Below are 25,685 nucleotides of genomic sequence, written 5' to 3' on the forward strand. Positions count from 1 at the left end.
AGGCGAAAAAAGACGGATTCAGCGACAAATATCTTTCAAAAATTCTCAAGGTTGCAGAAAAAGACATCCGCAAACGCCGCAACGAGCTTGGAATTAAGGAAGCATGGCTTAGAGTTCCTGTAAGCGGAGTAGAAAACGCCTGCTATTATTACTCGACTTACAACGCGGTTGACAAATCGACTGCCACAGACAACAAGAAAAAAGTAATGATTCTTGGCGGCGGACCTAACAGAATCGGACAGGGAATCGAGTTCGACTACTGCTGCTGCCACGCCGCAATGCAGCTCAAAGAGCTTGGCTACGAGACAATAATCGTGAACTGCAACCCTGAGACAGTTTCCACAGACTATGACACTTCTGACAAACTCTATTTTGAGCCTGTAACAACTGAGGATGTTCTTCAGATTTACGAGAAGGAAAAGCCTTTTGGCGTTATCGTTCAGTTTGGAGGACAGACTCCTCTCAATATTGCGCGCGAGCTTCAGGAAAACGGCGTGAATATTCTCGGAACTTCAATCGACTCAATCGATATTGCCGAAGACCGCGACTTGTTCCGCCACATGATGGAAAAACTCGAAATCCCGATGCCGGAAAGCGGAATGGCTGTCAATTTTGACGAGGCAAAGGCAATTGCAGACAAAATCGGCTATCCGATTATGATTCGCCCGTCGTTTGTTCTTGGCGGACGGGGAATGGAAGTTATCTACGACGAAAAGACTTTGCGCGAGTATGTTGAAAAGGCTGTCGGCGTAACCCCAGACCGCCCGCTTCTTATCGACCGCTTCCTTAAAAACGCGCTCGAATGCGAGGCAGACGCTCTTGCAGATTCTGAGCATGTTTACATTCCGGCAGTTATGGAGCATATCGAGCTTGCAGGAATCCATTCTGGAGATTCTGCCTGCGTTATTCCTCCGGTTTCAATTCCTCTTGCAAATCTTGAGACAATCAAGGAATACACAAAGAAAATTGCTGAGGCTCTCCATGTCTGCGGTCTTATGAATATGCAGTACGCTATTGAGGACGGAAAAGTTTACGTAATCGAGGCGAATCCGCGCGCAAGCCGCACAGTTCCGCTAGTCTCAAAAGTCTGCGACACTCAGATGGCGCGCCTTGCCACAAGAATGATGCTTGGAGAATCATTAAAATCTCTCGGGCTTAAAGACAAGGTTATTCCGTATTTTGGAGCGAAGGAGGCAGTTCTTCCGTGGGCAAGATTCCCGGGCGTTGACCCGATTCTCGGACCTGAAATGCGCTCGACTGGCGAGGTTCTCGGGCTTTCAGACAACTTCCCGCTCGCTTTCTACAAGGCTCAGGAAGCCGCAGGCGCAGAACTGCCGCACGCTCCAGCTCCGTGGGAAAACAAGAAAGTCCTGATTTCTCTTAGCGACAAAGAAGGCTTAAAAGGACAGGTTCTTTACATCGGAAAAACTCTTTCTAAGCTAGGATTCACTCTTGTATGCACGCAGGGAACTGCTGAATTCTACCGCGAAAACGGAATCAAATGCGAGGAAGTGAACAAGATTGGCGCCGGCCGCCCGGACGTTGTAGACATAATTATGAACAAGGAAGTCTGCCTTGTAATCAACACACCAAAGGCAAAACGCAATTATGCCGAGGACAGAAAGACAATCCGCAAGGCGTGCCTTAAATACAAAGTTCCTTACATTACGACCTTGGCAGGCGCTTATGCCGCAGTTCAGGGAATCGAGGCTGTAAAGAACGGAAAAGGCGGCGAGGGCGGAGTAAAGTCTTTGCAGGAATATCACGCGATGATAAAACAGTAAATTTCGGACAAGAGGCTGTAAGAGCGCGCAAAGCGCGTTGCGGAACAAAGTGAAGCAATGCAGGCGAAAGCCGGAACTCTGAAAGACTCGGTTTTGGACTGTCCAAAAACAAAATATGCAAAAGTTGCGTCGTCAAATGAAAATTTTTGAAAAACGCAACAGCTGCATAAAAAAATGGACAGTCCAAAATGGCCCCAAATAAAAAAGTTCACAATTTTCCCCCAAAAAAATACAGCAATTTCTAAAAAATCTTCAAAATTGCCGTAAAAATTACGAGGCATTCAAAATGAAAGATTTTACAGTCGGAAAAACATATCCGCAGCTTATAAACTACGCAATTCCCTTGATTTTGGGAAATTTTTTTCAATTGACTTATAATGCAGTCGATTCGATAATTCTCGGCCGTTTTGCAGGAAAAGAATGTCTTGCCGCTGTCGGAATTGCAAATCCCGTAATGAATATCATGATTTTTCTTATCGTTGGAATCTGTCTTGGCGCCAGCATAATCATGTCGGAGTTTTACGGCGCAAAAGACGAAAAAAAACTTAAAAACGAAATCAGCACTACAATAGCAATTGGTTTTTGCTTTACTCTTGCCGTAAGCGTCGTGTGCTTTATTTTTGTAAAACAACTTTTGCGTGCAATCCGCTGTCCCGAAGATTTAATCGAACACACAGCAAATTATCTCCGCGTCGTATTCGCCGGACTGATTTTTACTTTTTTTTACAATGTTTACGCTTCCGCCTTGCGCGCTGCCGGAGATTCAACTTCTCCAATCATCTGTGTTGCAATAAGCGCGGTTTTAAATGGAATTCTCGACTACTTTTTAGTTGCTGTCTGCGGTTTTGAAATGCACGGAGCGGCCTATGCAACAGTTGCCTCTCAGTTAATCAGCTGTATTTTAATAATCATCTATGTTTACAAAAAAGTTCCGCTTCTCGCACTAAAACCGCGGGAATTCAAAGTTGAACGCTCGCTTATATTGCGGACAGTCAATTATTCCTGGGCAACGGCCTTGCAGCAATGCGTTTTGTATGTCGGAAAACTTTTGGTTCAGTGCGCGGTCAATCCTCTTGGAGTTGATGCAATCGCAACTTTCAACGCCGGAACAAAAATTGACGATTTTTGCTACCAACCGACCCAGAGCATTGGACACACAATCACAACCTTTATGGCTCAAAACCGCGGAGCAAAAAAGCCGGCCCGCCAGCGTGAAGGTTTTTTAAAAGGCTTTTCGCTCGAATGGATTTATATTATTGTTACGTCAATTTTGGTTATTCTTTTTAGAAAACAGCTGGTTTTGCTTTTTGCAGGACAAAACGAAAGCGAAGTTTTGCGTCTTGGCGAAAAATATCTTTTTGTCATGGCCTGCCTTTACTTTTTGCCGGCAACAACCAACGGAATTCAGGCATTTTTCCGCGGAACAGGCGACATAAAAATAACCGTAATCTCGACAACATCCCAGATAATTTTCCGCGTAATTTTCAGTTTTATTTTCTGCAAAATGTTTGGAATTATCGGAACAGCCTATGCTTGTCTCGCCGGCTGGATTGCAATGCTCGCAGTTGAACTTCCAATTTTCTTTTTTGCCTGGAAAAATCTAAAAAAAGAAAGTCAGGGCGTTTCTCAATAAAAACTAACTGTTTTTATTGAGCCGGGCTTTTGCGTTATAAAATTGCTGCGCAATTTTTCCGTTCAGCCGCGCAGGCGCGTCCGAACCGCTTACGCGGCCAGCAATCCCTAACGCATGCAAAAAAAATGCAACCTTTTTACAAAAAGAGTGTCTAATTTTTCAGAAAACAAATTCACAAAAATGCGAGGAAAATTATGACACTCAAAAAAGAAAACAAAGCTTTTGAACAAAACAAAAAGTTACCTGTCAAACCTTACACTTTGGGCGAAGAAATTTTCAATTCCGTAAGCCATGGAGCGGGTTCGCTTCTGGCAATTGCAGCAATCGTACTTTTAATTGTTTTTTCGCCAAAAAGACCAATGGTAATTACGAGCGTTTCCATTTACGGCGCATCAATGATTCTTCTTTACACAATGTCTTGTCTTTACCATGCTTTTACAAATATGCGCGTAAAAAAAGTATTCCAAATTTTTGACCATGTTTCTATTTATCTTTTAATTGCAGGAACATACACGCCATATTGCCTTGTAAATCTCGGCGGAGCGTTCGGCTGGACAATGTTTGGAATAATCTGGGGACTTGCCGCTTTAGGAATTACAATCTACTCAGTTTTTGGCAATAAAATGCGAAAAATTAGTTCAATCACTTATATTTTAATGGGCTGGCTTGTTTTAGCCGCTTTTATTCCATTAAAAAACGCATTGCCAAAATTAAGTTTTTCAATGCTTATTTGGGGCGGACTTATTTATACAGTCGGATTTGCATTTTACAGCGCAAAAAGCGTAAAATGGGCACATTCAATCTTCCATCTTTTTGTAATCGCAGGAAGCGTCCTGCACTTTTTCTCTGTCTTTTTTGCAATGAAATCTGCGTAAAATTTTACAGAAGAGCCGCATAAATTCTGTTTGAAAAAAAATCGAATTTACTGCGACTCTTTGTCAAAAGCCTTTTCCAAACTGTCGCTAATTTTTTGCATCTGAATTTCGTTTGTAATATGAAATTTTGCCAAAACTTCCTGATCAAACTGATAAAAATCAATATCTTTTATCTGATAATGCGCAATCATATCCGAAAGATAAACAATTTCGGTCAGCTTTTTAACATTTTCCGGAGCAAGGTCAGGTTCGTGATGATGCCGAATTACAGAAACAATAACTTCCGGAAAGTTCCACTTTTCTGCAATTAAGGCACCAATTTCTCCATGGTTTACACCAGCGACAAGTTTTTCAAAAATATCCGGCTGAATTCCTTTTTGAGCGCAAATGTCTTTTATCCGGTTTATGTACGCAGGATGAGTTGTTTCAAAAATCAATTTTCCCATATCATGCAAAAGACCGCAGATATAAGAATCTTCGACTATAGTTCTATCCGATGAATAAAAATTTCTTGCCAGATTGTAAGTATAAAAAGCTACACGATAAGCGTGTGTCCACAAGGCTTTTGTTTCTTCTCCAAGTGTATTCAAAACATTCATTGAACTTACAGAAAGAATCATATTTTTTATTCCGCGAATTCCTACAAGTTTAACAGCGTCAGAAATACTTCGGCAAGGAGAAGCCAGGGCAAAAGTTGCAGAATTTACAAGTCTTAACAAATCGGAAGTAAGGGAAATGTCGCTGGAAATAAGCGTAGCAATTTCGCTCATTTTCGAATCCGGGTTGTTTAAAAGACGGTTTATCCGCATGACGGAATCTGGAAATTGCGGCAACTCATCAATCAAATTGACAAATTCCCGGCTTACAACACTTAAATTATTTTGAGTTTTTTCGTCCAGCGGAAGAATTATTCTTGTAATTGTTTCGCCATTTTCGCACAAAATCTGGAAATTTTCTTCTGTAAGTCCAATTTTTTCCAGTATCAAAATCATAATTATAAGCCCAAGTCCAGCACCTTCTGTTTCATCAAGAACCTGATTCGTTGCCTGATCAACCGAAGTATACTGCTGAGCCCGGCTGAGTTTGTCATGCATTCGTTTGTATTCTTCAACTGTCAATTCGGAATTATTACGAACTTCAATTTTGATTTTATTGTTGCGCGCCTGAAGAATAAGTTTTACGTAAAGTCCGGCTTTTTTCTGCAAATCAAGGTAATAACGAATATTAGAGAGTGTTTCCCTCTTAAAATTCTTTATACCTTCAGAATATTGCTCTGCGTTAAAAATATCGAGATTTTTCTGCTTAAAAAAGATTCTCTTTGTATTTGCTTTTTTACCGTTTGTCAAAAGCTCGTTCAAACAATACGTCAAATATTCTGACATTTGATTTTGATTCAATTCGTTTAAGAACGCCTTCAACACCGAATCGATATAAGCTTCCATTTCTCGCGGAAGAGTATAAGTCGTTATCGAAAGAGGAATTCCAGCCCTTATGGCCATTTTGATTTTTGACAAATCGAGTTTTACTTTTTTAACAGGTGGCATAGCTATTTATAGATTATAACTCAACTTTTCACTATTATAAACATATGTTTGACGCTTTTCTTTCACAAATGCTAATTGTTTTTTTGTTATTTATAGTCTGTGTAAGATTCTTTTTTGCACGAAATTTAACAATTGACTCTTGCTCTGTTCTTGCTCCAATTGCATTTTTTCTTTCTCTCGCAAATATTTTTTTGTGGAATTTAACCGTACCAAACATCTTTCTTGCAGCTCTTTCATTTATCGTTTTCGCAACAAATTTCCGTGCAATTTTAAGACTTTTTTCAAGAGTTTTTGTCGACAGATATTCGGCTTTATTTTCAGTTTTTAGCATTTTGGAATTGATTTTGATTGTTTTTTCGGCAGTATTTTTGATTTTAAACCGTCCTGTAAAAATTGAACCAAAAAATTTCAATTCAAAAAAAACAGTTTACCGTCTGAGCGGAAGCATTTCTCACGGATTTGAACAACTTTTGCCAGGCGATTTTTTCTACAGCTCAACAGGAACCTTAAAAATCTACGAACCGTTGACAATTTCTTCAGAAAAAACTGAATTAAAGAAAATTTTTTCAGAAAATACAGAAACTACAACGCTTGAACTCCCTGCTCCAACACAAGAATTGACGCAAAAAAAGCAAAAACCAATAATTGTTTTTTGCGGAAGCGAAACTGCCGAAACTCAAGATTATGAACCTTATCTGCTTTTTTTGTCAAAAAAAGGCTTTACGGTTTTAGCGGCAGATTTTTATTCGCATGACTGCCTTTATCTTCCTGGAATTCTCAATTCGCGTATTTTCAGAAAATTTATGTTTTTAAACGACAAAAATAATTTTCAAAAAACCGAAACCATAGCGGCAAAATTAAATCACACAAATTCATACAAAGCGCTCGCGAAACTTGCGCAAAAACTTTATGGAAAAGATTTTCCGCTCTTTTTTGTGTTTGACAGCCTCGATTTTAAGTCAATCTGCCAGATTACAGAAAATGCAGGAGTTCAAACCGCAGGATTTTTCAGTTTAAACACAATTCAAGAATACAAAACTTCAAAATTTGGATTTATCGAACAGACAAATATTCCTCTTGCGAAAAAATACGGACTTTCGAGAGATTCTTCTCTCTTTATTCCACGCTACCTGGCAAATAAAACCGCAGAACAGATAGAATCTGAATGAAACATAAAAAACAAACCGCTCTTTTTTTGAATGTCTACAGCTAATTAAAAACTATAGACTATAAACTTTTATTCTTTTATACTTTCAATTTATGGACACAGAAAATATCGTTGTGGAATTTAAAACAAAAACGTCTCTTTCAAAAAAATTGATTCCACTTATTTTAATGCTTCTTGTAATCGCTGCAGATCAGATTACAAAGCAGTTAATTGTAAAAATTATTCCGCTTACTTTTCCACCAAGCATGGGCTCTTCTTTTTTTGGTGATTTTTTAAGAATTATACACGTTTGCAATCCAGGAATTGCATTCAGCATAGGGCAGGGCTGGTCTTTAACTGCAAGAGCCTTTTTATTCCGCATAGTTCCGTTGTTTGTAATTATCTTAGTGCTTATTGTCTATTTTAGAAACGACGAATTCAGCTCACTTCAAAGATGGGCAATTGCAGGAATTGCCGGCGGCGGACTTGGAAATTTAATCGACCGTTTTTTCCGCAAAGAAGGCGTAATTGATTTTATTGATGTAAAATTCTACGGAATTTTTGGAATGGACCGCTGGCCAACATTTAATGTTGCAGACGCGGCGGTTGTAGTCTGCGGAATTCTTCTTTTAATCTCATTCGCATTTACAGTAAAAAAATCAAATTCAAATAAGGAGACATGATAAAAATTACATCCCTGTATTTTTTATCATTGCAGTTTGTTCAAGCGTTGCTTTCACAAACTATGATTCTCGCCATCCGTGGCTCGCCGCTAACGTGGTGTTTTTATGGGAGAAAAAATGACAACTCACGATAGAACTTTAGTTTTCAATCTTTGCGTCGCACTTTTTAATATAATACTCGGACTTGCAATAGAACTCGTATTGGTTGGAGGAAGTTTTATTTTCCTCTCAAAATTTCCAGTTATTGCAAACGGAATTTCAGTAAATGTTTTGCTTCCTTTTATACTTTTTGCAGGAATCATCCTCGCAATGATGATTAGCGTAAAGACAATAAGCTGGGCAATTAAAAAATTCGAATTGCAAGACAAACTGGAGCAAAAAGCCATAAAACGCTATATCCACGAAGAATTATAAAATTCTTCTGTGCCTTTTAGCCTCAGCAAAAAAAAGACGCAGACATTTTCAAAAATCGATTTGCAAAAAACAGCCTTCAATTATTTCAAAATAATAATCAAAGGCTGTTTTTTTTATTTCAACCAAACTTTCTGTAAATCTTCCTTAAAAAATTTAACAAAAAAACTTATTCTTCAAATTCCTCAAACAGCAGTTCCGACAGTTTTGCTTTTACTCCTGCCTGATGCGCACCAAGCCTGTAAGTCCCTGCCGTCAACGTAATTTTTTTCCCGGCAATGTCTGTACTTCCTGTTTTGGTCTTCGGCAACTCTTCTGTAGAAACAATTTCACCCTCAAAACTCGCTTCTCCGTCTTTTGAAGCAATTGAAATTCCATATTGTTCTTTTTGTGAACTTCCCAATATTTCTGTAACCGTCAAATACATCTTTTTTTCAACCGAAAATTCCACAAATCCCTGCTGTTCTTTACTCTTTAATTCAAGCACCGCAAAATTTTCATCAATTTTTGTACTTACCCTAATATTATTTACAGTTTGAAATCCTTCATTTGCCGCCTGTTTTTGGAATCCGCCGTTTACACCCATTTTATATTCTCCGGCAACTACAAATTCAGGTTGTCCAAAATTTGGACAACCTTCTTCAAAGCAGCATTTTTCCGCTTCCTCCTGGCTTTCGTAGTGAATTCCGCAGTTCAAACAAAAAAAATCGCTTTCGGCAAAATCAATTTTTGCAATTAAATTTCCGCAGTTTTTATTTTCATCTTCATCAACTTCATTTTCAAGCTTTTTACAAACAACCGAACACGAAGAAATTTCAAAATCCACCGTCCAGATTCCAACAAAATACGTTGCATTTGTTTCGGCACTGTCAAGCTTTAAAGTTCCGTTTTCCAGGCAAACTAAATCTTTTAAGGAACCGTCAGCATAAAAAACTGCCAAATTCGGATACAAAGAGTCATTTTCTCCAAGAATAACAGAAATTTCGTAATCATATCCAGCTTCAGTCTTTATTTTTACAAATTTCATTTCGCTTTCAGAAAGAGAAAAATCCCCTGCTTCAACTTCAACCGGAACTGCATAAAAACTTGCAACCGCCGTTTCTTCCGTCAAAATTTCAATTTCCTTAGAATTTTTTCCTTTAGAAACTGTTTTTCCATTTTTATCCAAAAGATGTATTTCAATTTCGCCTTCAGCATAAATTCCGCACGGAATTCCTTCAAACGTAAACACATAATTACTTCCGGGAACATAACTTTCTTGAGAATTTTCCTCAGTTTCAATCTTCTCCGCGCAAGAAAAATCCAACTCTTCCAGCCAGACAAATTCATCGCCACTTTTATATGCCAGTTTTACAGCATTTGTCTGCGTCGCAACAACACGAGTATTTTCTTTTATACTTTTTGCATAATCCGGAACAAAAACCGTAACTTTTGTGCTCCCGTATTCAAAATTTTCATTTTCCGCCATCTCTCCGCTAGAAGAACCATGTGAACAGCCAAACAAAAGCCAAACACAAACCGCCAAAACTAAAATTTCCGCCATTTTCCTAAAATTTTTTCTTTTCATTTTTCCTCCAATAAAAAAATACAAAATTCGATTTCAAGTTTATGGGTGGCTTTTTGTTCCGCTAAGCTGCACAAAAACCGGGCTTTTCGGGGTTCCGCTAACGCTTCATTGGCTATTCGCCAACGGCTTTGCCGCCCCTACAATCCCTGCCACAAACAAAAAAGTCCACTCATAAAAACTTTTCATCTTTCTATATATTTAGTTGCGCTGAATGTCTAAAAATGACAAAAAATTCTTTGTATTCGTTCTAAAAAAGCTTATTTTTTATTTTTAACACAATTAAAACTTTAAAATAAAATTTCTTGTTTCTATTCCCGTGTTTTAGTGATATTATATAAAAAGGTTTTTTAACAAAAAGTTTTAACTTTAAAAATTAATGGAGAAATTTATGATTGGAAATGTAATTGTTGGACAGTCTGGCGGACCTACAGCAGTAATCAATTCATCACTCGCCGGCGTTTATCAAACCGCTAGAGATCGTGGTGCAAAAAAAGTTTATGGTATGCTTCACGGTATCAAAGGACTTCTCGACCGTCAGTATGTTGATTTGTCCCAGAAAATCCGTTCAACAATGGAAATAGATCTTTTAAAAAGAACTCCGTCTTCTTATCTCGGTTCTTGCCGCTATAAGCTTCCTGATGTTGCCAGCGACAAAGCAACTTTTGAAAAAATCTTTGCAATTTTAAAAGAACTCGAAATTGAGTATTTCTTCTACATCGGCGGAAATGACTCAATGGACACAATTGCAAAGCTTTCGCAGTATGCTGAAGAAATCAAAAGCCCAATCCGCTTTATTGGCGTGCCAAAAACAATCGACAACGATTTGGCAATTACAGACCACACACCAGGTTTTGGTTCAGCGGCAAAATTCATCGCTTCTACAATGAAAGAAATTATTCGCGATGGTCTTGTTTACGATTATCCAACTGTAACTGTTGTTGAAGTTATGGGCCGCAATGCAGGCTGGCTTACCGCAGCTTCTGCTCTTTCTAAATCAGAAGATTGCGAAGGAGTTGATTTAATCTATCTTCCAGAAAAACCTTTCAATATCGATATGTTCATTACCCGCGTAAAAGAACTTTCCTCTTCTGGAAAATCCGTTGTTATCGCTGTTTCTGAAGGAATTAAACTTCCTGACGGACGTTATGTTTTTGAACTCGGCCAGCACGCTGATTCAGTCGATGCTTTTGGTCACAAGCAAATGTCTGGAACCGCAAGTTTTCTCGCAACAAAACTTCAGCTTGAACTTGGAGTAAAGGCTCGTGCAATCGAGCTTTCAACTCTCCAGCGTTGTGCCGCCCATATTTCAAGCCGCACTGACATTACAGAAGCTTTCAATGTTGGCGGAGCTGCCGTAAAAGCAGCATTTGAGGGTGAAACAGGCAAAGTTGTTGTTCTTAAGCGCGTTTCTGACGATCCATATATGTGCATTACAGAAACTGCCGACGTTCGCGACATTGCAAATGTTGAAAAGAAAGTTCCTCTTGAATGGATTTCTGGTGACGACCATGTTACAAAAGACTTGATTCACTACATTCACCCTTTAATTCAGGCAGAACTTAGTCCGATTATGGTTGACGGTCTTCCACGCCACTTGACGTTAAACTGCAACTAATTCACTTTTTTGGGTTGAATAAGCCGAATTGACAGGTTCACCGAAATTCGCTTATTCAGCCCATTTTTTTTCCATAACATTTTCAATTATTTTTATTCCTTATCACACATTTTTTCGGTTAGTTGCCACTAAAGTTTTATTTCAATAAAATATATAAATCATGAAAACTTCAAAATTTTATATTTCAACGCTCCGCGAAGCTCCGGCAGAAGCCGTAATCGCAAGCCACAAACTTATGCTCAGAGCAGGAATCACCCGCAAACTCGGAAACGGACTTTACACTTATCTTCCGCTTGGACTGCGCTCACTTTATAAACTCGAACAAATAATCCGCGAGGAATGGAACAATACAGCTGAAGCCCTTGAATTCAAGCCAACAGTAATTCTCCCAGGCGACATCTGGAAAGAATCTGGCCGTTGGGAAACTATGGGCTCACAAATGCTCAAAGCAAAAAACCGCGGTGAACAGGACATGGTTGTTTCTCCAACTGCAGAAGAAGCATTTACTGCGATTGTCCGCGACGGACTCAGTTCTTACAAGCAGCTCCCTGTAAATCTTTACCAGATCAACACAAAATACAGAGATGAAATCCGCCCAAGATACGGCGTAATGCGCGGCCGCGAGTTCATAATGGCGGACGGCTACACAATGAACGCTGACGACGAGTCTCTTGATGAATCATACAAACTCTACGAGAAAGCATATTTCCGCATATTCAAACGTCTTGGACTCAAAATCATTCCAGTGCGCGCGGACTCAGGCGCAATGGGAGGAAGCGGTTCAGAAGAATTCATGGTTGAATCCCCAATCGGCGATGACACTTTGATTATCTGCCCGAACGAAAAATGCGGTTTTGCGGCCAACGTTGAAAAAGCATGGTGCGCTTCGGACGATTCTGTAAACAAAAAAGGCGAAAAACCGTCAAAAACAGAGCTCCCTGTCGAAATAGTAGCAACTCCAAACGTTTTCTCAATCGAAGATATGGAAAAATTCTTTGACGAATCACCAAAAATGTTCATCAAGGCTCTCATTTACCGCGTAATCAACTCATCACTCGACATGACAGGCGCAAACGGCGCAGACAAATGGAAGAGGGTAAAAGACCCTGCCGGCGATTACTATCCACTTTCTTATGTTTGTGTCCTTATCCGCGCAGATTTAGACGTAAACGAAGCAAAACTTGCAGCAACCCTCAAAGCATCAGAAGTTGTCCTTGCAGAGGCAGAAGAAGTTCTTGAATACGCAGGCGCTCCACACGGTTTTGTCGGCCCGGTTACAGCAAAATGTCCGCTCGTAGTTGATTATTCTGTCGTAAAAGACGGCGAGGCAAAAATGCACGATGCAATCGCAGGCTCTGGAAAAGACGGTTATCACATTATTCACGTTGAACCGCTACGCGACTTCGTCCCATACATCAATGCAGACGTCCGCACAGTAAAAGAAGGCGACAAATGCCCTCTCTGTGGCGAAACTTTCTATACAAGAAAAGGAAACGAGCTCGGCCACATCTTCAAGCTCGGTCACAAATACACAAAGTCAATGCACGTAACTTTCCTTGCAAAAGACGGCAAACCGGCAGAACCGACAATGGGCTGCTACGGAATCGGCGTTGACCGCACACTCGCCTCAATCATCGAAAAAAACAACGACGAGAAAGGCATTATCTGGCCAATGTCAGTTGCACCGTTCCAAGTTTGCATCGTTCCAATCAAATACAACGGAGCAATGAAAGAAGTTGCCGACACAATTTACGAGAAACTCACAAAAGCAGGAATCGAAGTCCTTCTTGACGACCGCGACGAACGCCCTGGAGTTAAATTTGCCGATATGGAACTGATTGGAATTCCTCTCAGAATTACAGTCGGCGACAAAAATCTTCCAAATGTTGAATTCAAACCACGCAGCGCAGCCGAAGCAGAACTTGTTCCAGCAGAAAGCGCAGCAGAAAAAGCAATTCAATTTGTAAAAGACGAACTCGCAAAACTTCAAGCATAAACTTTTTTAAGCTCAAAATGCAAATTTTTCAAACTTTGAGTTTAAAAAAATCGTCATCAAAATAAAAAACGGTCATTAAACTAAAACCCAAATCGGCAAAAGCAAAATGACCGTCTTTTTTCACTTTTTTTTCAATCGAGGAAATATGAAATCCGTTCCTTCAAAAAAATCCTTTTTTTCAGTTTTGTTTTTTTCATTTTTTTCTTGTCTTTTTGCGCTTCCGGGCGTAACAAAAAAAATTCCGGATTTGTCGGGACAGTTCGTTTATTACGAAGACAAAAGCTTTGAGCGCGAATCATATTTCGGAATCATTTTTTACGATGAAGGAACTTACGGTCTGCGCTATTTTGCACCGTCAAAAACAGACGTCAAGTCACTTTTACCCAAAAAAGACATTCAAATTCTTTTTTCGCTCGACATTACAAAAAAATACGTTGAGCTCACCGGCGAACGCATAATTTCCGCAATTTCTCCAGAAGACACAGACATAATCAATTACCTTCACGATATGCTTTACGAACTTACAGCCCGCCTCCAAAAAGCTTCTCCAAACGGTTTTATCGAAGACAAAATTACCGTTCCACAGGAATTTGAACAATTTGGCGGCGAGGTAAAAATCAATTTCGACCCGTTCATTCCAATTTTCAACGTAAAATCAATCGAAGACTCAACTGGAAAAATCGTTTTTAACCTTGTAACCGCAGGTCAACTTTCTTCTTCTTCCGACGAAAATTTCAGTGCATTTGAAGGACTTCCTGTAAAAACCGAAGACCAGCATTCATTTTCACTCAACAAAAAAGCCGAAAAACAAAAAATCACCTATAAAAAAACTTCCGGCTTCACCCAAAAAATCACTCTCGACAGTCAGTGGACAGCAAAAGCCGAAAATTTTTACACACTTTCAAACAGCGCAATTCTCGCTTTCGACATAATCGACCTTTCAAAAACCGATTCCGCACAAAAAGCAACCGTTTCCGACACTCTTTTACAAAAATTCACACTCGGCACAGACGGAACTTATCCTTATTCTCAATTGCAAAAATTAGAAACCGCATCTTCAGGAACAAAAGTGTCAAACTTGTTTTTTAACGACATTTCAAAATCTTTCACGCGTGACTTCAAAATTTTGACACATCTCGACGAAAACCACCTCGCAATAATGTCTTTGACCGTTTTTCAAGGAGTCTATAGCAAAAACAGCAAATATTTCGATTCAATTATAAAATCGTATTCGGCAAAATAATTTTTTGAATTTTTGGGTGGCTTTTTGCATCGCAAAAATCGGGCTTTTCAGGGTTCCGCCTTTCGGCTCCAGCCGCTTCCTTCACTCGCTGCTCTCGTTCAGTCCAGTGTCCGGCTTCGCCGCCCTTACAATCCCTGCCACATTTTTTTAATTAAAACTTGAACGCGAAAGCGGACTTCCAATCCAAATTCCTTCACTTCCCAAATACTCTTTTTTCTGACCTTCAATCAAAAACTGCACGCTGTTTACCGTTCCAAATTCTGTCGCAGTATAAACAATCTGCATAAGCTGAGCCTGATAACCGTCCATTCCGACCGTATTAAACTCAAATTGCTCATTAAAATTCAAATAGGCAATACCATCACGCACAGAAGCCGACAAAAGCCTTGTTCCCTCAGGAATCAAACTTCTATAACCGCGAGCACTTTCCTGCGCATTTGGTCCAGCAAGCAAAATATTCATATTAGTCACAAGCGGCGAATCATTTTTTTCAACAGCCCGCGTAATCATTTTTCTGCTCAAAGTTCCATCTTCGCCAATATAAACAAAATAAATTTTTTGGTTAGTTACAGTAATAGTTTTCTTTTCAGGAGCTTTTGTTTTTTCTTCTTTTTTTATATTTGCCGGAGAATTTTCCGTGCTTTTTTCTTGTTTTCCCTCATTTTTTGCAACTTGCGGTTTTTCTTCCGTTTTTTCGGTCTTTTTTATTCCTTCACTCTGATTTTGTTTTTTCTGGTCAGGAACATCTTCATTTGCCGATTTATTTTCATCAAATTTTTCAACCGAAGGCAACACTTCTGTTCCCAAGTTTTCTTGAGAACTTTGCTTTGTTTCTGTTTTCAATTCAATAACGGTTTCAATTTCCGGTACTTTTTTTTCTTTTACTTCATGCTTTTGAATAAATTCCGGAGTGGTTCCAAAAAGGCGTTCAAAAAATCGCGTCGTTTTTAAATTTGAATATATATCGTCCTGTTTTACCAAAAATACAATTAAAAGAATCAAAAATCCAAGAATCCAGCAAGCAAAAGCCAATCCTGTCGAGTTTTTTCTATTTTTTTCATTTTTTGCCATATCATCTAGTATAATTGACACCAAATTAAAAGTCCACGCAAAGCCAGCCGAAGTTTTACAGAAGCGAAAAATTTTCATAATTCTACTTGTTCCATTTTCTTTTAAACATTAAACTAATATCCGTACGAAATTTTAAATTGAGGCGATTTATGGATAAAAAAGGTGCTTTCTACGAACACAAAGAATTTGATTTAATTACTTTTGGAGAAACAATGCTTCGTCTTTCTCCTCCAGTAAATGAACTTATTTACAAAAGCGACTCTTTTAAAAAACATGCGGGCGGAGCAGAACTCAATGTTGCCTGTGGAGTTTCTCTTTTAGGCTGCCGTTCTGGAATTATCACCCGTCTTCCAAAAAATCAACTTGGAACTTTCATCAAAAACCGTATCCGCTCATCTTCTGTCAGCGATGACTTTATCATTTGGGACGAATCTCCAGAGGCCCGTGTCGGAATTTATTTTTACGAAAACGGAGCTTATCCGCGCAAACCGACAGTTGTTTACGACCGAAAAAATTCTTCCATCACAAAAATCAAGGAATCTGAAATTCCAGAAGACATTTATAAAAAAGCAAGAATGTTTTACACGTCAGGAATCACTCTAGCTTTGAGCGAAGCAACTCGTAATCTCGCAATCAACATGATAAAAAAATTCAAGGCAGAAGGGACTCAGATTGCGTTTGACGTAAACTACCGTGCAACACTTTGGGACGAAGAAACAGCCCGCGAAACAATTAAACACGTTCTACCTTATGTCGATGTTCTTTTTATTTCCGAAGAAAGTTGCCACCGTATGTTCCAAATGAAAGGAACTCTCGAAGACATGCATAGGCAGTTCTGTCGCGATTATCCAAATATTCAGTTGATTGCAACTTCACAACGCGAAGTAATCAGTCCAAAAGTTCATTCATTTGGTTCGACAGTGTATTTAAAACGTCTGGACAAATTCTATCGTGAAGAACCTTACAAAGACATTGACGTTGTTGACCGCATTGGTTCTGGCGACGCTTATTGTGCTGGCGTTCTTTTTGGACTTCTTCATTACGATGATGCTCAAAAAGCCGTTGAATTCGGCAACGCAACTTGTGCTACAAAAAATACAATTTTCGGAGACCTTCCAGTTTCCGACTTCCGCGAAATCGAAGCGATTATCAAGGCTCATCAGACAAAAGGCAAACAGTCAGAAATGAACCGTTAACAAAAATATCTTAAAAAAAATCGGTGGTTTAAGGGCAAAAAAATCTCTTGACCACCGATTTTTTTATATACTTATTGAATAAATTTTCCTTCTAAAAAAAAGTGCCAGACATTGCAAATAAGTTTTTTATTTTCTCATCTCATACAAGACAATTGCGGCCGCCTGCGCAACATTCAAACTTTCAATGGGACGCTCAGCGCTTTTTCCAAATGTGCTTGTATTAGGAATTATAATAAGTTCATCACAATTTTCTTTTACCTGTTTTGAAATTCCGTGCTCTTCATTTCCAAGAACTATTAAAGCCGATTTATTTGCGCTTAATTCTTTTAACTTTCCTACTGGCTGAGTTGCATTTACATCTGTACCAAAACGAAGCATTTTTCCTTTCATTGCTTCCAGCAAACGGACTATCGACTTTACAGAATAAATATTTACATATTCCATTCCGCCTTGCGCAACCCGGTACGAACTTGTTGTAATCGAAGACTGAGCTTCATCCAAAGGAATAATAACATTTTTAACACCAAAAAAAGCTGCGCTTCTTACAATCGCACCAAGGTTATTTGCATTACCAACGCGGTCAAGGATCAAAGCAGTCTCTTTTTCGTGCAGCCATTCGTTAGTCACATCGCTGTCCAAAGGGTTAATTTCCGGCTGCTCAATCATTGCAACCACACCCTGATGGTGAACACTTCCGCAAAGTTTTTCTAATTCATTTTCATCTTTTACTTTATTGTACGGAGCCTTTCTTTTTGCAAGTGATCTACATAATTCCCCAAAAGAATTCATTCTTTCTTCAGTATAATAAAACCGTCTTATTTTCTGGGGATTTTCTTTTGCAAGTGCTTTTACAGCCTCAAAACCACAGACTGCAAGTTCTTTCTTTTGTGTATTTTTCATATATTGAATATAAATCAAATTTAAATAAAAAAAAAGCGGTATCTTTCGACACCGCTTTTCGGGTTTTACTAATTTTACTAAAACTAGTAAAGAAGGTTCATTTCCTTCATCTTAGCAATACCAGCCTGTTCCCAAGCCTTTCCACCCATGTTGTTGAATTCTGCCAACCAAGCATCCCAGTTAGCTTTTGTAAGCTGGCGTTTGCCTGTCATAAATTCAACTACACCCTGTTCATAGAAACGCTGAAGGTCAGCATCTGGAAGAGGGAGAAGAGAAGCGCCAATTACTGGTGTCCATGGTTTAGACTGCATTTCGCGGAGAGCCTTCAATGAAGAAAGCTGTTTCTTTGAAACTGCTGTTGTATAAGTTGGGTAACGAGACATAAGTTCAGCATCTGAGTTGTAGTAAACCATGTTGCGGAGCTGAGTCAAAGGCTGCATCTTTGGCTTAGAGAAAGCCATGTTCTTATCTGGAATACCATCTTTTGTTGGTGCACCTGTTTTTGGATCAAGTACATAGTTTACACCTTCAACACCGTATCCAAGGAGATAGTAACCTTCGTCAGAAGACATCCATTCAAGAAGACGAGCAATCATCTGTTTCTTTGTAATAGTCTTTTTAGTTCCATCAACATCTTTCCAGTTCTTGATTGTCTGGTCAGCGTTTCTTTTTGCTACACAGTAGCGGCGGTAAGCCTGATCATAAACACCAGCAGCTGATTTTCCTTTTGGTCCAACAGGTGGATCAACGATAATCAATTCACCTTTAGGGAAGTTCTGATCGAATGGAGCATAGTTAGATTCTGCAAATGCAGCAGCGTTCTGTTCACGGAAGATACCGAATTTTCCCTGTTTCCAAGAAGCACGGTAGTCATCCTTTTTATAAGCTGTCCAGTTTGGATCTATAACCTTTGCATCAATGATTTTCTTGAGGAATTCAAGAGCATCGTAATATTCTGGTTTGTTGATGTTAAGACCTGCGCCGTCTTTAGACATAGACCAAGTTCCAGCAACACCAAATGCACCGAACCATGGGTCAAAACGAGCACCAAGACCTTCACACATTGGCTTAAGTTCGATATACGCGCCGAGACCGTATGTATCGTTCTTTCCGTTTCCATCTGGATCTTTGAAAGTAAATGCTTTCATTACTTCGAAGAATTCATCTGTTGTCTTAGGAACTTTGAGTCCGAGTTTGTCGAGCCAGTCTTTGCGGATAAGAATACCTTCATTACGAACGATTGTACCTGGCTGATCAAGACCATAGCAAACACCGTTTACTGTAGAGTGCTTGCGGGCATCTTTATCATAAAGCTTTGCAGTGCGGTTAGGCATCATTGCAAACATATCATCTACAGGAGCAAGAAGTCTCTGTTTTGTCAAAATCTGGAAACAGTTATCGCTTACCATGAACAAGTCAGGAAGAGAGTTTGCAGCACCAGCAGCGTTGATTTTTGTATCCTGGTCAGATTCGTTTGAAGGAAGAGCTGTTATAACCAAGTTAATTCCGAGCTTTTCCTTAATAATTTTATAAGCAACCCAGTCAGCAGGTGGCGGACCAGCTTCTGTTACAGCAGCACCGTACCAAAGTTCAATGTCAACTGTACCGTCTTTGTTTGCCTTCCATTTTTTTGCAGCAAAAACTGGAGAAGCAACTGTAAGAACCAAAGCGATGAGCGCGAGATTCTTGAAAAAGTTTTTCATTTTATCCTCCTTATATTGAATCGAATGAAAACAATTTTATAAATAAAAATATCCGATTTTAAAATCGCGATACCTTAATTATAGCACAAAAAATTGACCAGACAATATTTTTTTATCATCTGGTCAAGCAAATGCAGTATTAAAACTTAGCCCTTAACAGAACCAAGCATTGTACCCTTTGTAAAGTATTTCTGAATAAATGGATAAGCAATAATCATAGGAATTGCCGACATAAATACAGAAGCCGCCTTAATAGCCTGTACAGAAGCATTTCCGAAAGCGTTTACTTCAACGTATTCGTTCATACCAGAAGCCATCAAAATGTTGCGGAGCAAGATTGGAAGTGGCTGCAAGTAAGCTTCGTTCAAGTAAAGCATAGCGTGCATGAAGTCGTTCCAGAAGTTTACAGCGTAGTACAAACCAATTGTCATAATGATTGGTTTTGACAACGGAAGAATAATAGACAAAAGAACATACCATTCAGCAGCACCATCAATACGAGCAGATTCTTTCAAAGATTCAGGAATTCCTTCAAAGAAACCACGCATAATCAAACAGTTGTATGTACCAATTGCACCAGGCAAGAAGATTGAAGCCAAATGGTTTGTAAGATGAAGATTTGTTACAACAAGGTATGTTGGGATTACACCAATATTAAACAAATATGGAATAAGCACAAAGTAGTTAAGGATTTTGCGTCCTGGAAGATCAGAAACTGACATACAATATGCCATAGGAACTGTAAGAGCAAGAGCAGTTACAACACCGAATGCCATAATCTTCAAAGAGTTCCAAAATGCTGTAATAAATCCAGCGTTACCGAGCAAAGCTTTGTAAGCAGAAACATCCCATTTCCATACAGGAAGGAACATACCTTCAAAGTTTGTTCCAAGGAATGAGTTTGGACGGAAAGAAAGTGTGATTGTAGACCACATTGGGATCGCAATAATTACACCAACAAAAATAAGAAATGCATTGATACAAATATAGAATGTGCGATCGCCTGCAGTAAGTTTTACTGTACTTGGTTTTGTCATTTTAGTCTCCCTTAATTACAGAAGTGAAGAATCAGCAAGTTTTTTAGTAACAGCGTTAGATGCCATTACGAGAAGCATACCGATTACACCCTTGAAAATACCAACGGCAGTAGCAAGAGCAAACTTGAACTGCAGAAGACCCTGACGATATACCCAAGTATCGATAATATCGGCTACAGAATATACAGGAACAGAGTACAACATGAACATCTGGTTAAATCCAGCATCAAGAACTGTACCGAGTTTAAGAAGAACTACGGTTACAATTACTGGCTTAATAGACGGAATTGTAATATACCAAACACGCTGAACAGCAGATGCACCTTCAACCATTGCGGCTTCAAACAATGAAGGGTCAATTCCCATCAAAGCAGCAATAAAGATAATTGCAGCCCATCCCATTTCCTTCCAAGCATCAGAAATAATTACAATAGCAGGGAATGTATGAGTGTTTGTAAGAAAATCTACTGGATCACCGCCAAAAAATTTAACGATGTCGTTTACCATACCATCACCAGGAGCCAAAAGTACAAGCAAGATACCGTACATAATAACCCACGAAAGGAAGTGCGGAAGATAAGCAAGAGTCTGTACAACTCTACGAAGAATGTCATGTGTACATTCATAAAGAGTTACAGCAAGAATAATTGAAAGCGGAACACTGATTACAAGTTTTAACAAACTGTAAAAAATTGTGTTGCGAAGCAATTCACCAAAATAGAATGACTGGAAGAAGTCTACAAAATTGCGGAATCCAATCCAGCTACTTCCCCAAATTCCATCTGAAGGCAAAAAGCTTTTAAAAGCAATCTGTCCGTTCACAATTGCACCATACTTCAAAATAGCATAGTAAACAGCTGGGATAACGAGCAGTGCATAAACAGAATAGTGTCTCTTAACATCTTTCCAAAGGTTTTTCTTTGGAGCTTTAAGAGCTGTTGTTTCTTGTGCGATCATATTTAACCTCAGTTCTTTTATAATAACTTTTTTTATATAAAATTGACAAGCGTTTTATTGGACAAAAACGAACTATGCTTAAAAAATTCTTACTGTTTTGTCCGAATTTTTCCAGGCGGAATACCGTAGACCTTTTTAAACACTCTGCAAAAATATGCCTGATCCTGAAAACCAGATTTTTCTGCAATTTCGTAAATTGTATCATTCGTTTCAAGAAGCATTTTTGTCGCAAGGAAAATTCTATAACGATTTAAGTATTCCCAAAGCGAAAGTCCAATTTCTTTATGGAAAATCCTTGTTAAATAATCTTCGCTAACGTGAACGGTGTCAGCAAGTTTCCATCTTACAATCTGCTGAGAAGCGTTTTTGTTAAGATAAAGTATCGCCTTTTTTACCAGCGCGCCTGTATGAGGCGGCATAATTTCATCACCTGAGAGAATTTCGCGGATTCTGCTGTCAAACTGTTCAGAATCAGCAGCTCCGCTATTGCACAAAATAATTCTTGGATGAGCGCACAAAAGCTCAACTTCTTCTTCGGAAGAAATTGTTTCCGGCAAGACGATAATCGGCACAAGGACAGTTTTTGGATTTTTTCTGATTTTCTTAATGCTTTCTTCATCAATTGATTCAAAAACAATCAGCGAAGGTGTAATTTCTTCAAGAATATGCTCAAATTCCGCCATTGACTGAATTTTTACGCTGTTAGAGTCGGTTGCCCAAGTTCCATAATTTGTACGTTTTGCATTTATGAATAAAACCGGAGCAGATTTTTGAGCGCGAACCTTCGATTCAAGCATTTCAACAAAATTATGGCTTATAAGCTCGTGACTGTAACACAAAATCGGCGCACGGAAAAGATTTTCGTTATGTCGCAAACTGTAAACCTTTACCCATTCGTCAATCGGAGCATTGTCAGACCGCCAGTAGAGAATTGCATTTTCGAGCTTGCCATCAGCCAGAGAGTCAAAATTTACAACCGGCATATCGAAAATTTCCGAAATTGTTTCTTTAGAAGAAAGGTTTATGACATTTTTCGGAGACTTTTCCATTTTTACCGGCGGAAGTCCTGCAAGATTAGGCCAAGGCAAAATTATTGAAAGCGATTCATCATCAATTTTTTGAACTTCGCCGTACTGCAAAAGAATAATCTTTTCTGCCAGCAAGAATTCCGGATCTTTCCAATCAAGATGCTTTGTCTTTAAGTCGATTTTTAAGCCTTCATATCCGGCAGAAAGCGACATTGAGCCTTTTCCATCGCCAAAAAAAGTAAGAAGGGCTTTTTTTAAGCGGTCAGGATCTCCGTAAACAAGTGGAAATTTCTGGTCTAAGGAAGCAACAACACTTCCCGGCAAAACTTGACGAATGTCAAAAAGCTTTTTATCCATCGGCAAATCGTCAACCTGAGAACGGGTAAGCTCAACAAGAGTAACGGTCTTATGCAGCTGAGACTGAATTTGAGAGCGAAGGAATATCAGCTGCTCAGTAAGAATATCCTGATCAACAATGCCTTTTTCGATATTTCCCTGCATCTGGAATATTTTTGCAGACAAATCTTTTAAAGGATCGCAAAGCTCACTTCCAACATTTGCAAAAAACTCAGTTTTAGCAAATTCCGCTTTTTCGGCTTTTTGACGCGCCTTGTCAATTTCTTTAAATAGAAGAATGTTTTGAATTGTATTTCCAACCGAAACCCTCAATCCTTCGTAAACGCTTCCATCGCAGTCAGAATAGCCATTTATCATATAGCCGAGCGGTTTATTTTCCATAAAAAGCGGCTGAACAAGATAAACTCCATATTCAAAATCTTTTTTAAATTCTTCCGGAACCAAAAGTTTTGAAGAAAAAAGCTTTTCCTCAAGACAAAGCTCGCCAGAAGGATTAAATCCACCGACATATCTTGAAGTTCCGTCTTCTTCATAAAGAACAAGAGCCGTGCTTCTAATTCCGATTTTTGGCAAATAATCCGAAAGAATTTTCATCAAAGCGTCAAAATCATGGGCAGCGAGCAGGGCGCTTTTTAGCGAGCTTACAATCGACGCATTTTTTTCTCTAAAAGTCCGAAGCTCGCAAATTTTTCGCTGAACCTGAGGAATTATCAAATTTACAGTGCTGATAACCTTTGTTACATATTCTTCCGGCAAAAATGTCGAATTTTTAAGAAGGCGCAGTGCCTCGTACAAAGTAAAAAGTTCACCGTCTTTCTTAAAATACGCCGTCAAAACGTCGCTCAGACGGCGATAGAAATCCGACTGATTATTTTCAAACAGCGCTTCAAAAAGAGGCTGAATAAGTTCTTCGCGCTCTTTTTCGTCCGCATGAAAGAGCTTTGAAATTGCCTCAACAAAATCATCACGATTTTTTATACGTTTTTTTGAATCATAAAAATTCTGAAGATGCTTTAAATTATTACAACCGCAGCTTTCACGGATTACAGGATATGCCGGCAAAACCGTATCTTCAACTTTTTCACCATTCAAAAGCCGAACAAGCTTCTGATAAGCGACAATTCCGAGTTTTTCCATTGGCATATGAACCGTAGAAAAAGAAACAGAACTTACGCGGCTTTCTACAGAATCATTAAAACCGCCGCAAATATAATCTTTTGGAACCTTGTAGCCGTGTTTTTCAAAATATTCAACTGAAGCAAGGGCAATTATATCGCTGGCGCACAAAAGCGCGTCAAAATCTTTTCCAGGAACCAAATTTCTTTCATTATAAAGCTGAACTGCGCCTTTTTCGCTTTCGTACCAATCCATATAATCAGAAATCAGATTTTCGTCTAAAATTCCGGCTTCTTTTACAGCATCAAAAAAACCGCGAAAACGATCCTGAGCCGAAGTATGATTTTTTGGGCCGCGGATAAATGCAATCTTTTTTGCGCCATGAACTTCAATCAAGTGTTTTGTTAATTCCTTCATTCCTTCGTAGGCGTCAAAAGAAACACTTGGCGCGCCGTCAATTTTTTGACCGATAGTTACAAATGGAAGATTTCCAAATTTTTTATGAAATTCAACACTTTTTTCGTAAGAAACGCCATTGCTTATGCTCGAAGCCCAGCTTATCAAACCGTCAAGATTTTCCGAATTAACAAGTTTATAGATTTCGTTAAAGAGATGATTTGCGCCAGAATCGCTTAAATTGCTTCCAGGAAAAATAAAAAACGAACCTTTTTCTTGAGAAGCGTAATTTGCAAGTTTAAACCAAAACTTTAATGACGATCCAAAATGAATTGTACTCAGAGCAAAACCGATTCTTTTTCCAGACGTGCCGATATTCAAATTTTCCCCCAAAATATAATCATACGGATTTTAGTATTATGTCGTTTTTTTTACAAGTGCTTCCGTTATTGTACAAAGGATTTAAAATATTTTAAAGTTTTTTGGAGCGCATTATTTTTACAAACCCGCTTTCCACCCTTCCGCTTTCGCTCCATTTCCTCCGGAAACTCCGGGGTTCCAATCGGGGCTATAAAATTTCCTCTAATTGAAAGTCTTATCCATAAATGATAAAATCAGACATTATTTTTGGAGGCTTCTAAAATGGCATTAAAGTCTATAAAAGACGTTGTAAAAACTGTAAAACGTCCAGAAAAAATTCTTCAGTTTGGCGAAGGCGGATTTCTCCGCGCATTCGTGGACTGGCAGATTGATATTGTAAACGAAAAAACTGACTTCAACGGAAATGTTGTAATCGTTCAGCCGCTTGAAAAAGGCATGGTTGACGCGATGAACGCACAGAACAACCTTTACACAACTGTTCTCCGCGGAATGAAGGACGGAAAGCCGACTGTCGAGACACGCACAATCAACTCTATCAGCCGCTCAATCAACCCTTACACAGACTACGACGACTACATCGCGCTCGCTTCAAGCCCGGACTTGCGCTTTATCGTTTCAAACACAACAGAAGCCGGAATCCGCTTTGACGCAGAAATCGACGGCGTTCCAGTAACTCTCGACCAGAAGCCACAGAAAAACTTCCCTGCAAAAGTTACAGCATTCCTTTACAAGCGTTTTCAGGCATTCAAGGGAGACGTTTCAAAGGGAATGATCCTTATTCCTTGCGAGCTTTCTGACCAGGCCGGTCTCAACCTCAGAATCAACATTCTCCGCTACGCAGAAATGTGGCAGCTCGGCCCAGACTTCATCAACTGGTTTGACGAGGCTTGCGATGTCTGCTCTTGCTTGGTAGACCGCATTGTTCCAGGATATTTCCCGCTCCTCACAAAAGAAGAAGACGGAAAAACACAGGCAGAGCATATCTGCGAAAAACTCGGCTACGAGGACAAGCTTCTTGACTCAGCAGAGCTTTTCCACTTCTGGG

The 25,685-nt window shown here is 39.2% G+C and carries 19 protein-coding genes and 1 pseudogene; 11 read left to right on the forward strand and 9 right to left on the reverse strand.

The window, feature by feature from the left end; all coding sequences use genetic code 11:
• The 3 genes from carB to trhA form a co-directional block, all read left to right on the forward strand.
• Window positions 1–1,784, forward strand: a 1,784-nt coding sequence (gene carB, locus B4N75_RS00945) for a carbamoyl-phosphate synthase large subunit (RefSeq protein ID WP_296706345.1), incomplete at its 5' end; no start/stop codon positions are given.
• Window positions 1,785–2,013: 229 nt separating this feature from the next.
• Entirely contained in the window at window positions 2,014–3,417 is a 1,404-nt protein-coding gene (locus B4N75_RS00950; RefSeq protein WP_296018293.1) for an MATE family efflux transporter, read from the forward strand.
• A 194-nt stretch (window positions 3,418–3,611) separates the two neighbouring features.
• Window positions 3,612–4,292: a PAQR family membrane homeostasis protein TrhA gene (gene trhA, locus B4N75_RS00955; RefSeq protein WP_296706346.1), complete on the forward strand. Its 681-nt coding sequence runs from the start codon at window positions 3,612–3,614 to the stop codon at window positions 4,290–4,292.
• Window positions 4,293–4,339: 47 nt separating this feature from the next.
• Here the strand turns inward: trhA and B4N75_RS00960 are convergent, their stop codons facing one another.
• Complete coding sequence (locus tag B4N75_RS00960) at window positions 4,340–5,836, reverse strand: HDOD domain-containing protein (protein ID WP_296669154.1); 1,497 nt, start codon at window positions 5,834–5,836, stop codon at window positions 4,340–4,342.
• 34 nt (window positions 5,837–5,870) lie between these two features.
• The gene (locus B4N75_RS00965) at window positions 5,871–6,167 is read right to left on the reverse strand and encodes a hypothetical protein (protein WP_296016331.1); all 297 of its coding nucleotides are present in this window, start codon (window positions 6,165–6,167) and stop codon (window positions 5,871–5,873) included.
• 13 nt (window positions 6,168–6,180) lie between these two features.
• Here B4N75_RS00965 and B4N75_RS00970 point away from each other — a divergent pair, with 13 nt between their 5' ends.
• The 3 genes from B4N75_RS00970 (at window position 6,181) to B4N75_RS00980 (ending at window position 8,080) form a co-directional block, all read left to right on the forward strand.
• Window positions 6,181–7,005, forward strand: coding sequence for a hypothetical protein (locus B4N75_RS00970; RefSeq protein ID WP_296706349.1), 825 nt, complete (start codon window positions 6,181–6,183; stop codon window positions 7,003–7,005).
• A 91-nt stretch (window positions 7,006–7,096) separates the two neighbouring features.
• On the forward strand, window positions 7,097–7,666 hold the full coding sequence (lspA, locus tag B4N75_RS00975) for a signal peptidase II (protein ID WP_296669150.1): 570 nt from the start codon (window positions 7,097–7,099) through the stop codon (window positions 7,664–7,666).
• 105 nt (window positions 7,667–7,771) lie between these two features.
• On the forward strand, window positions 7,772–8,080 hold the full coding sequence (locus B4N75_RS00980; RefSeq protein WP_296669149.1) for a hypothetical protein: 309 nt from the start codon (window positions 7,772–7,774) through the stop codon (window positions 8,078–8,080).
• A gap of 166 nt (window positions 8,081–8,246) precedes the next feature.
• On the opposite strand, the gene B4N75_RS00985 is transcribed toward B4N75_RS00980, so the two are convergent.
• The gene (locus B4N75_RS00985) at window positions 8,247–9,644 is read right to left on the reverse strand and encodes a hypothetical protein (protein WP_296706351.1); all 1,398 of its coding nucleotides are present in this window, start codon (window positions 9,642–9,644) and stop codon (window positions 8,247–8,249) included.
• A 388-nt stretch (window positions 9,645–10,032) separates the two neighbouring features.
• On the opposite strand from B4N75_RS00985, the gene B4N75_RS00990 reads away from it, so the two are divergent.
• The 3 genes from B4N75_RS00990 (at window position 10,033) to B4N75_RS01000 (ending at window position 14,498) form a co-directional block, all read left to right on the forward strand.
• Complete coding sequence (locus B4N75_RS00990; protein ID WP_296016297.1) at window positions 10,033–11,259, forward strand: 6-phosphofructokinase; 1,227 nt, start codon at window positions 10,033–10,035, stop codon at window positions 11,257–11,259.
• 160 nt (window positions 11,260–11,419) lie between these two features.
• Entirely contained in the window at window positions 11,420–13,255 is a 1,836-nt protein-coding gene (locus B4N75_RS00995; protein WP_296669146.1) for a proline--tRNA ligase, read from the forward strand.
• A gap of 145 nt (window positions 13,256–13,400) precedes the next feature.
• On the forward strand, window positions 13,401–14,498 hold the full coding sequence (locus B4N75_RS01000) for a hypothetical protein (RefSeq protein ID WP_296669144.1): 1,098 nt from the start codon (window positions 13,401–13,403) through the stop codon (window positions 14,496–14,498).
• Between the two features lie 147 nt (window positions 14,499–14,645).
• Here B4N75_RS01000 and B4N75_RS01005 read toward each other — a convergent pair whose 3' ends face one another.
• On the reverse strand, window positions 14,646–15,569 hold the full coding sequence (locus B4N75_RS01005) for a GerMN domain-containing protein (protein ID WP_296669143.1): 924 nt from the start codon (window positions 15,567–15,569) through the stop codon (window positions 14,646–14,648).
• A gap of 149 nt (window positions 15,570–15,718) precedes the next feature.
• On the opposite strand from B4N75_RS01005, the gene B4N75_RS01010 reads away from it, so the two are divergent.
• Entirely contained in the window at window positions 15,719–16,765 is a 1,047-nt protein-coding gene (locus tag B4N75_RS01010) for a sugar kinase (RefSeq protein ID WP_296016271.1), read from the forward strand.
• Window positions 16,766–16,891: 126 nt separating this feature from the next.
• Here the strand turns inward: B4N75_RS01010 and B4N75_RS01015 are convergent, their stop codons facing one another.
• The 5 genes from B4N75_RS01015 to B4N75_RS01035 form a co-directional block, all read right to left on the reverse strand.
• Entirely contained in the window at window positions 16,892–17,665 is a 774-nt protein-coding gene (locus B4N75_RS01015) for a TrmH family RNA methyltransferase (RefSeq protein ID WP_296669141.1), read from the reverse strand.
• Window positions 17,666–17,748: 83 nt separating this feature from the next.
• Window positions 17,749–19,368 (reverse strand): extracellular solute-binding protein, encoded by a 1,620-nt coding sequence (locus tag B4N75_RS01020; RefSeq protein ID WP_296706352.1) that lies wholly within the window; start codon window positions 19,366–19,368, stop codon window positions 17,749–17,751.
• 146 nt (window positions 19,369–19,514) lie between these two features.
• Window positions 19,515–20,405 carry a carbohydrate ABC transporter permease gene (locus B4N75_RS01025; protein WP_296706354.1) on the reverse strand — a complete coding sequence of 297 codons (891 nt, stop codon included), beginning with the start codon at window positions 20,403–20,405 and terminating at the stop codon, window positions 19,515–19,517.
• Window positions 20,406–20,420: 15 nt separating this feature from the next.
• On the reverse strand, window positions 20,421–21,362 hold the full coding sequence (locus tag B4N75_RS01030) for an ABC transporter permease (RefSeq protein WP_296016241.1): 942 nt from the start codon (window positions 21,360–21,362) through the stop codon (window positions 20,421–20,423).
• A gap of 89 nt (window positions 21,363–21,451) precedes the next feature.
• The gene (locus B4N75_RS01035; protein ID WP_296669137.1) at window positions 21,452–24,640 is read right to left on the reverse strand and encodes a helix-turn-helix domain-containing protein; all 3,189 of its coding nucleotides are present in this window, start codon (window positions 24,638–24,640) and stop codon (window positions 21,452–21,454) included.
• Between the two features lie 261 nt (window positions 24,641–24,901).
• Here B4N75_RS01035 and B4N75_RS01040 point away from each other — a divergent pair.
• Window positions 24,902–25,685, forward strand: a pseudogene (locus B4N75_RS01040) (tagaturonate reductase); the annotation flags it as partial.

This window comes from Treponema sp. UBA7570, assembly GCA_002477955.1.
Classification (GTDB): domain Bacteria; phylum Spirochaetota; class Spirochaetia; order Treponematales; family Treponemataceae; genus Treponema_D.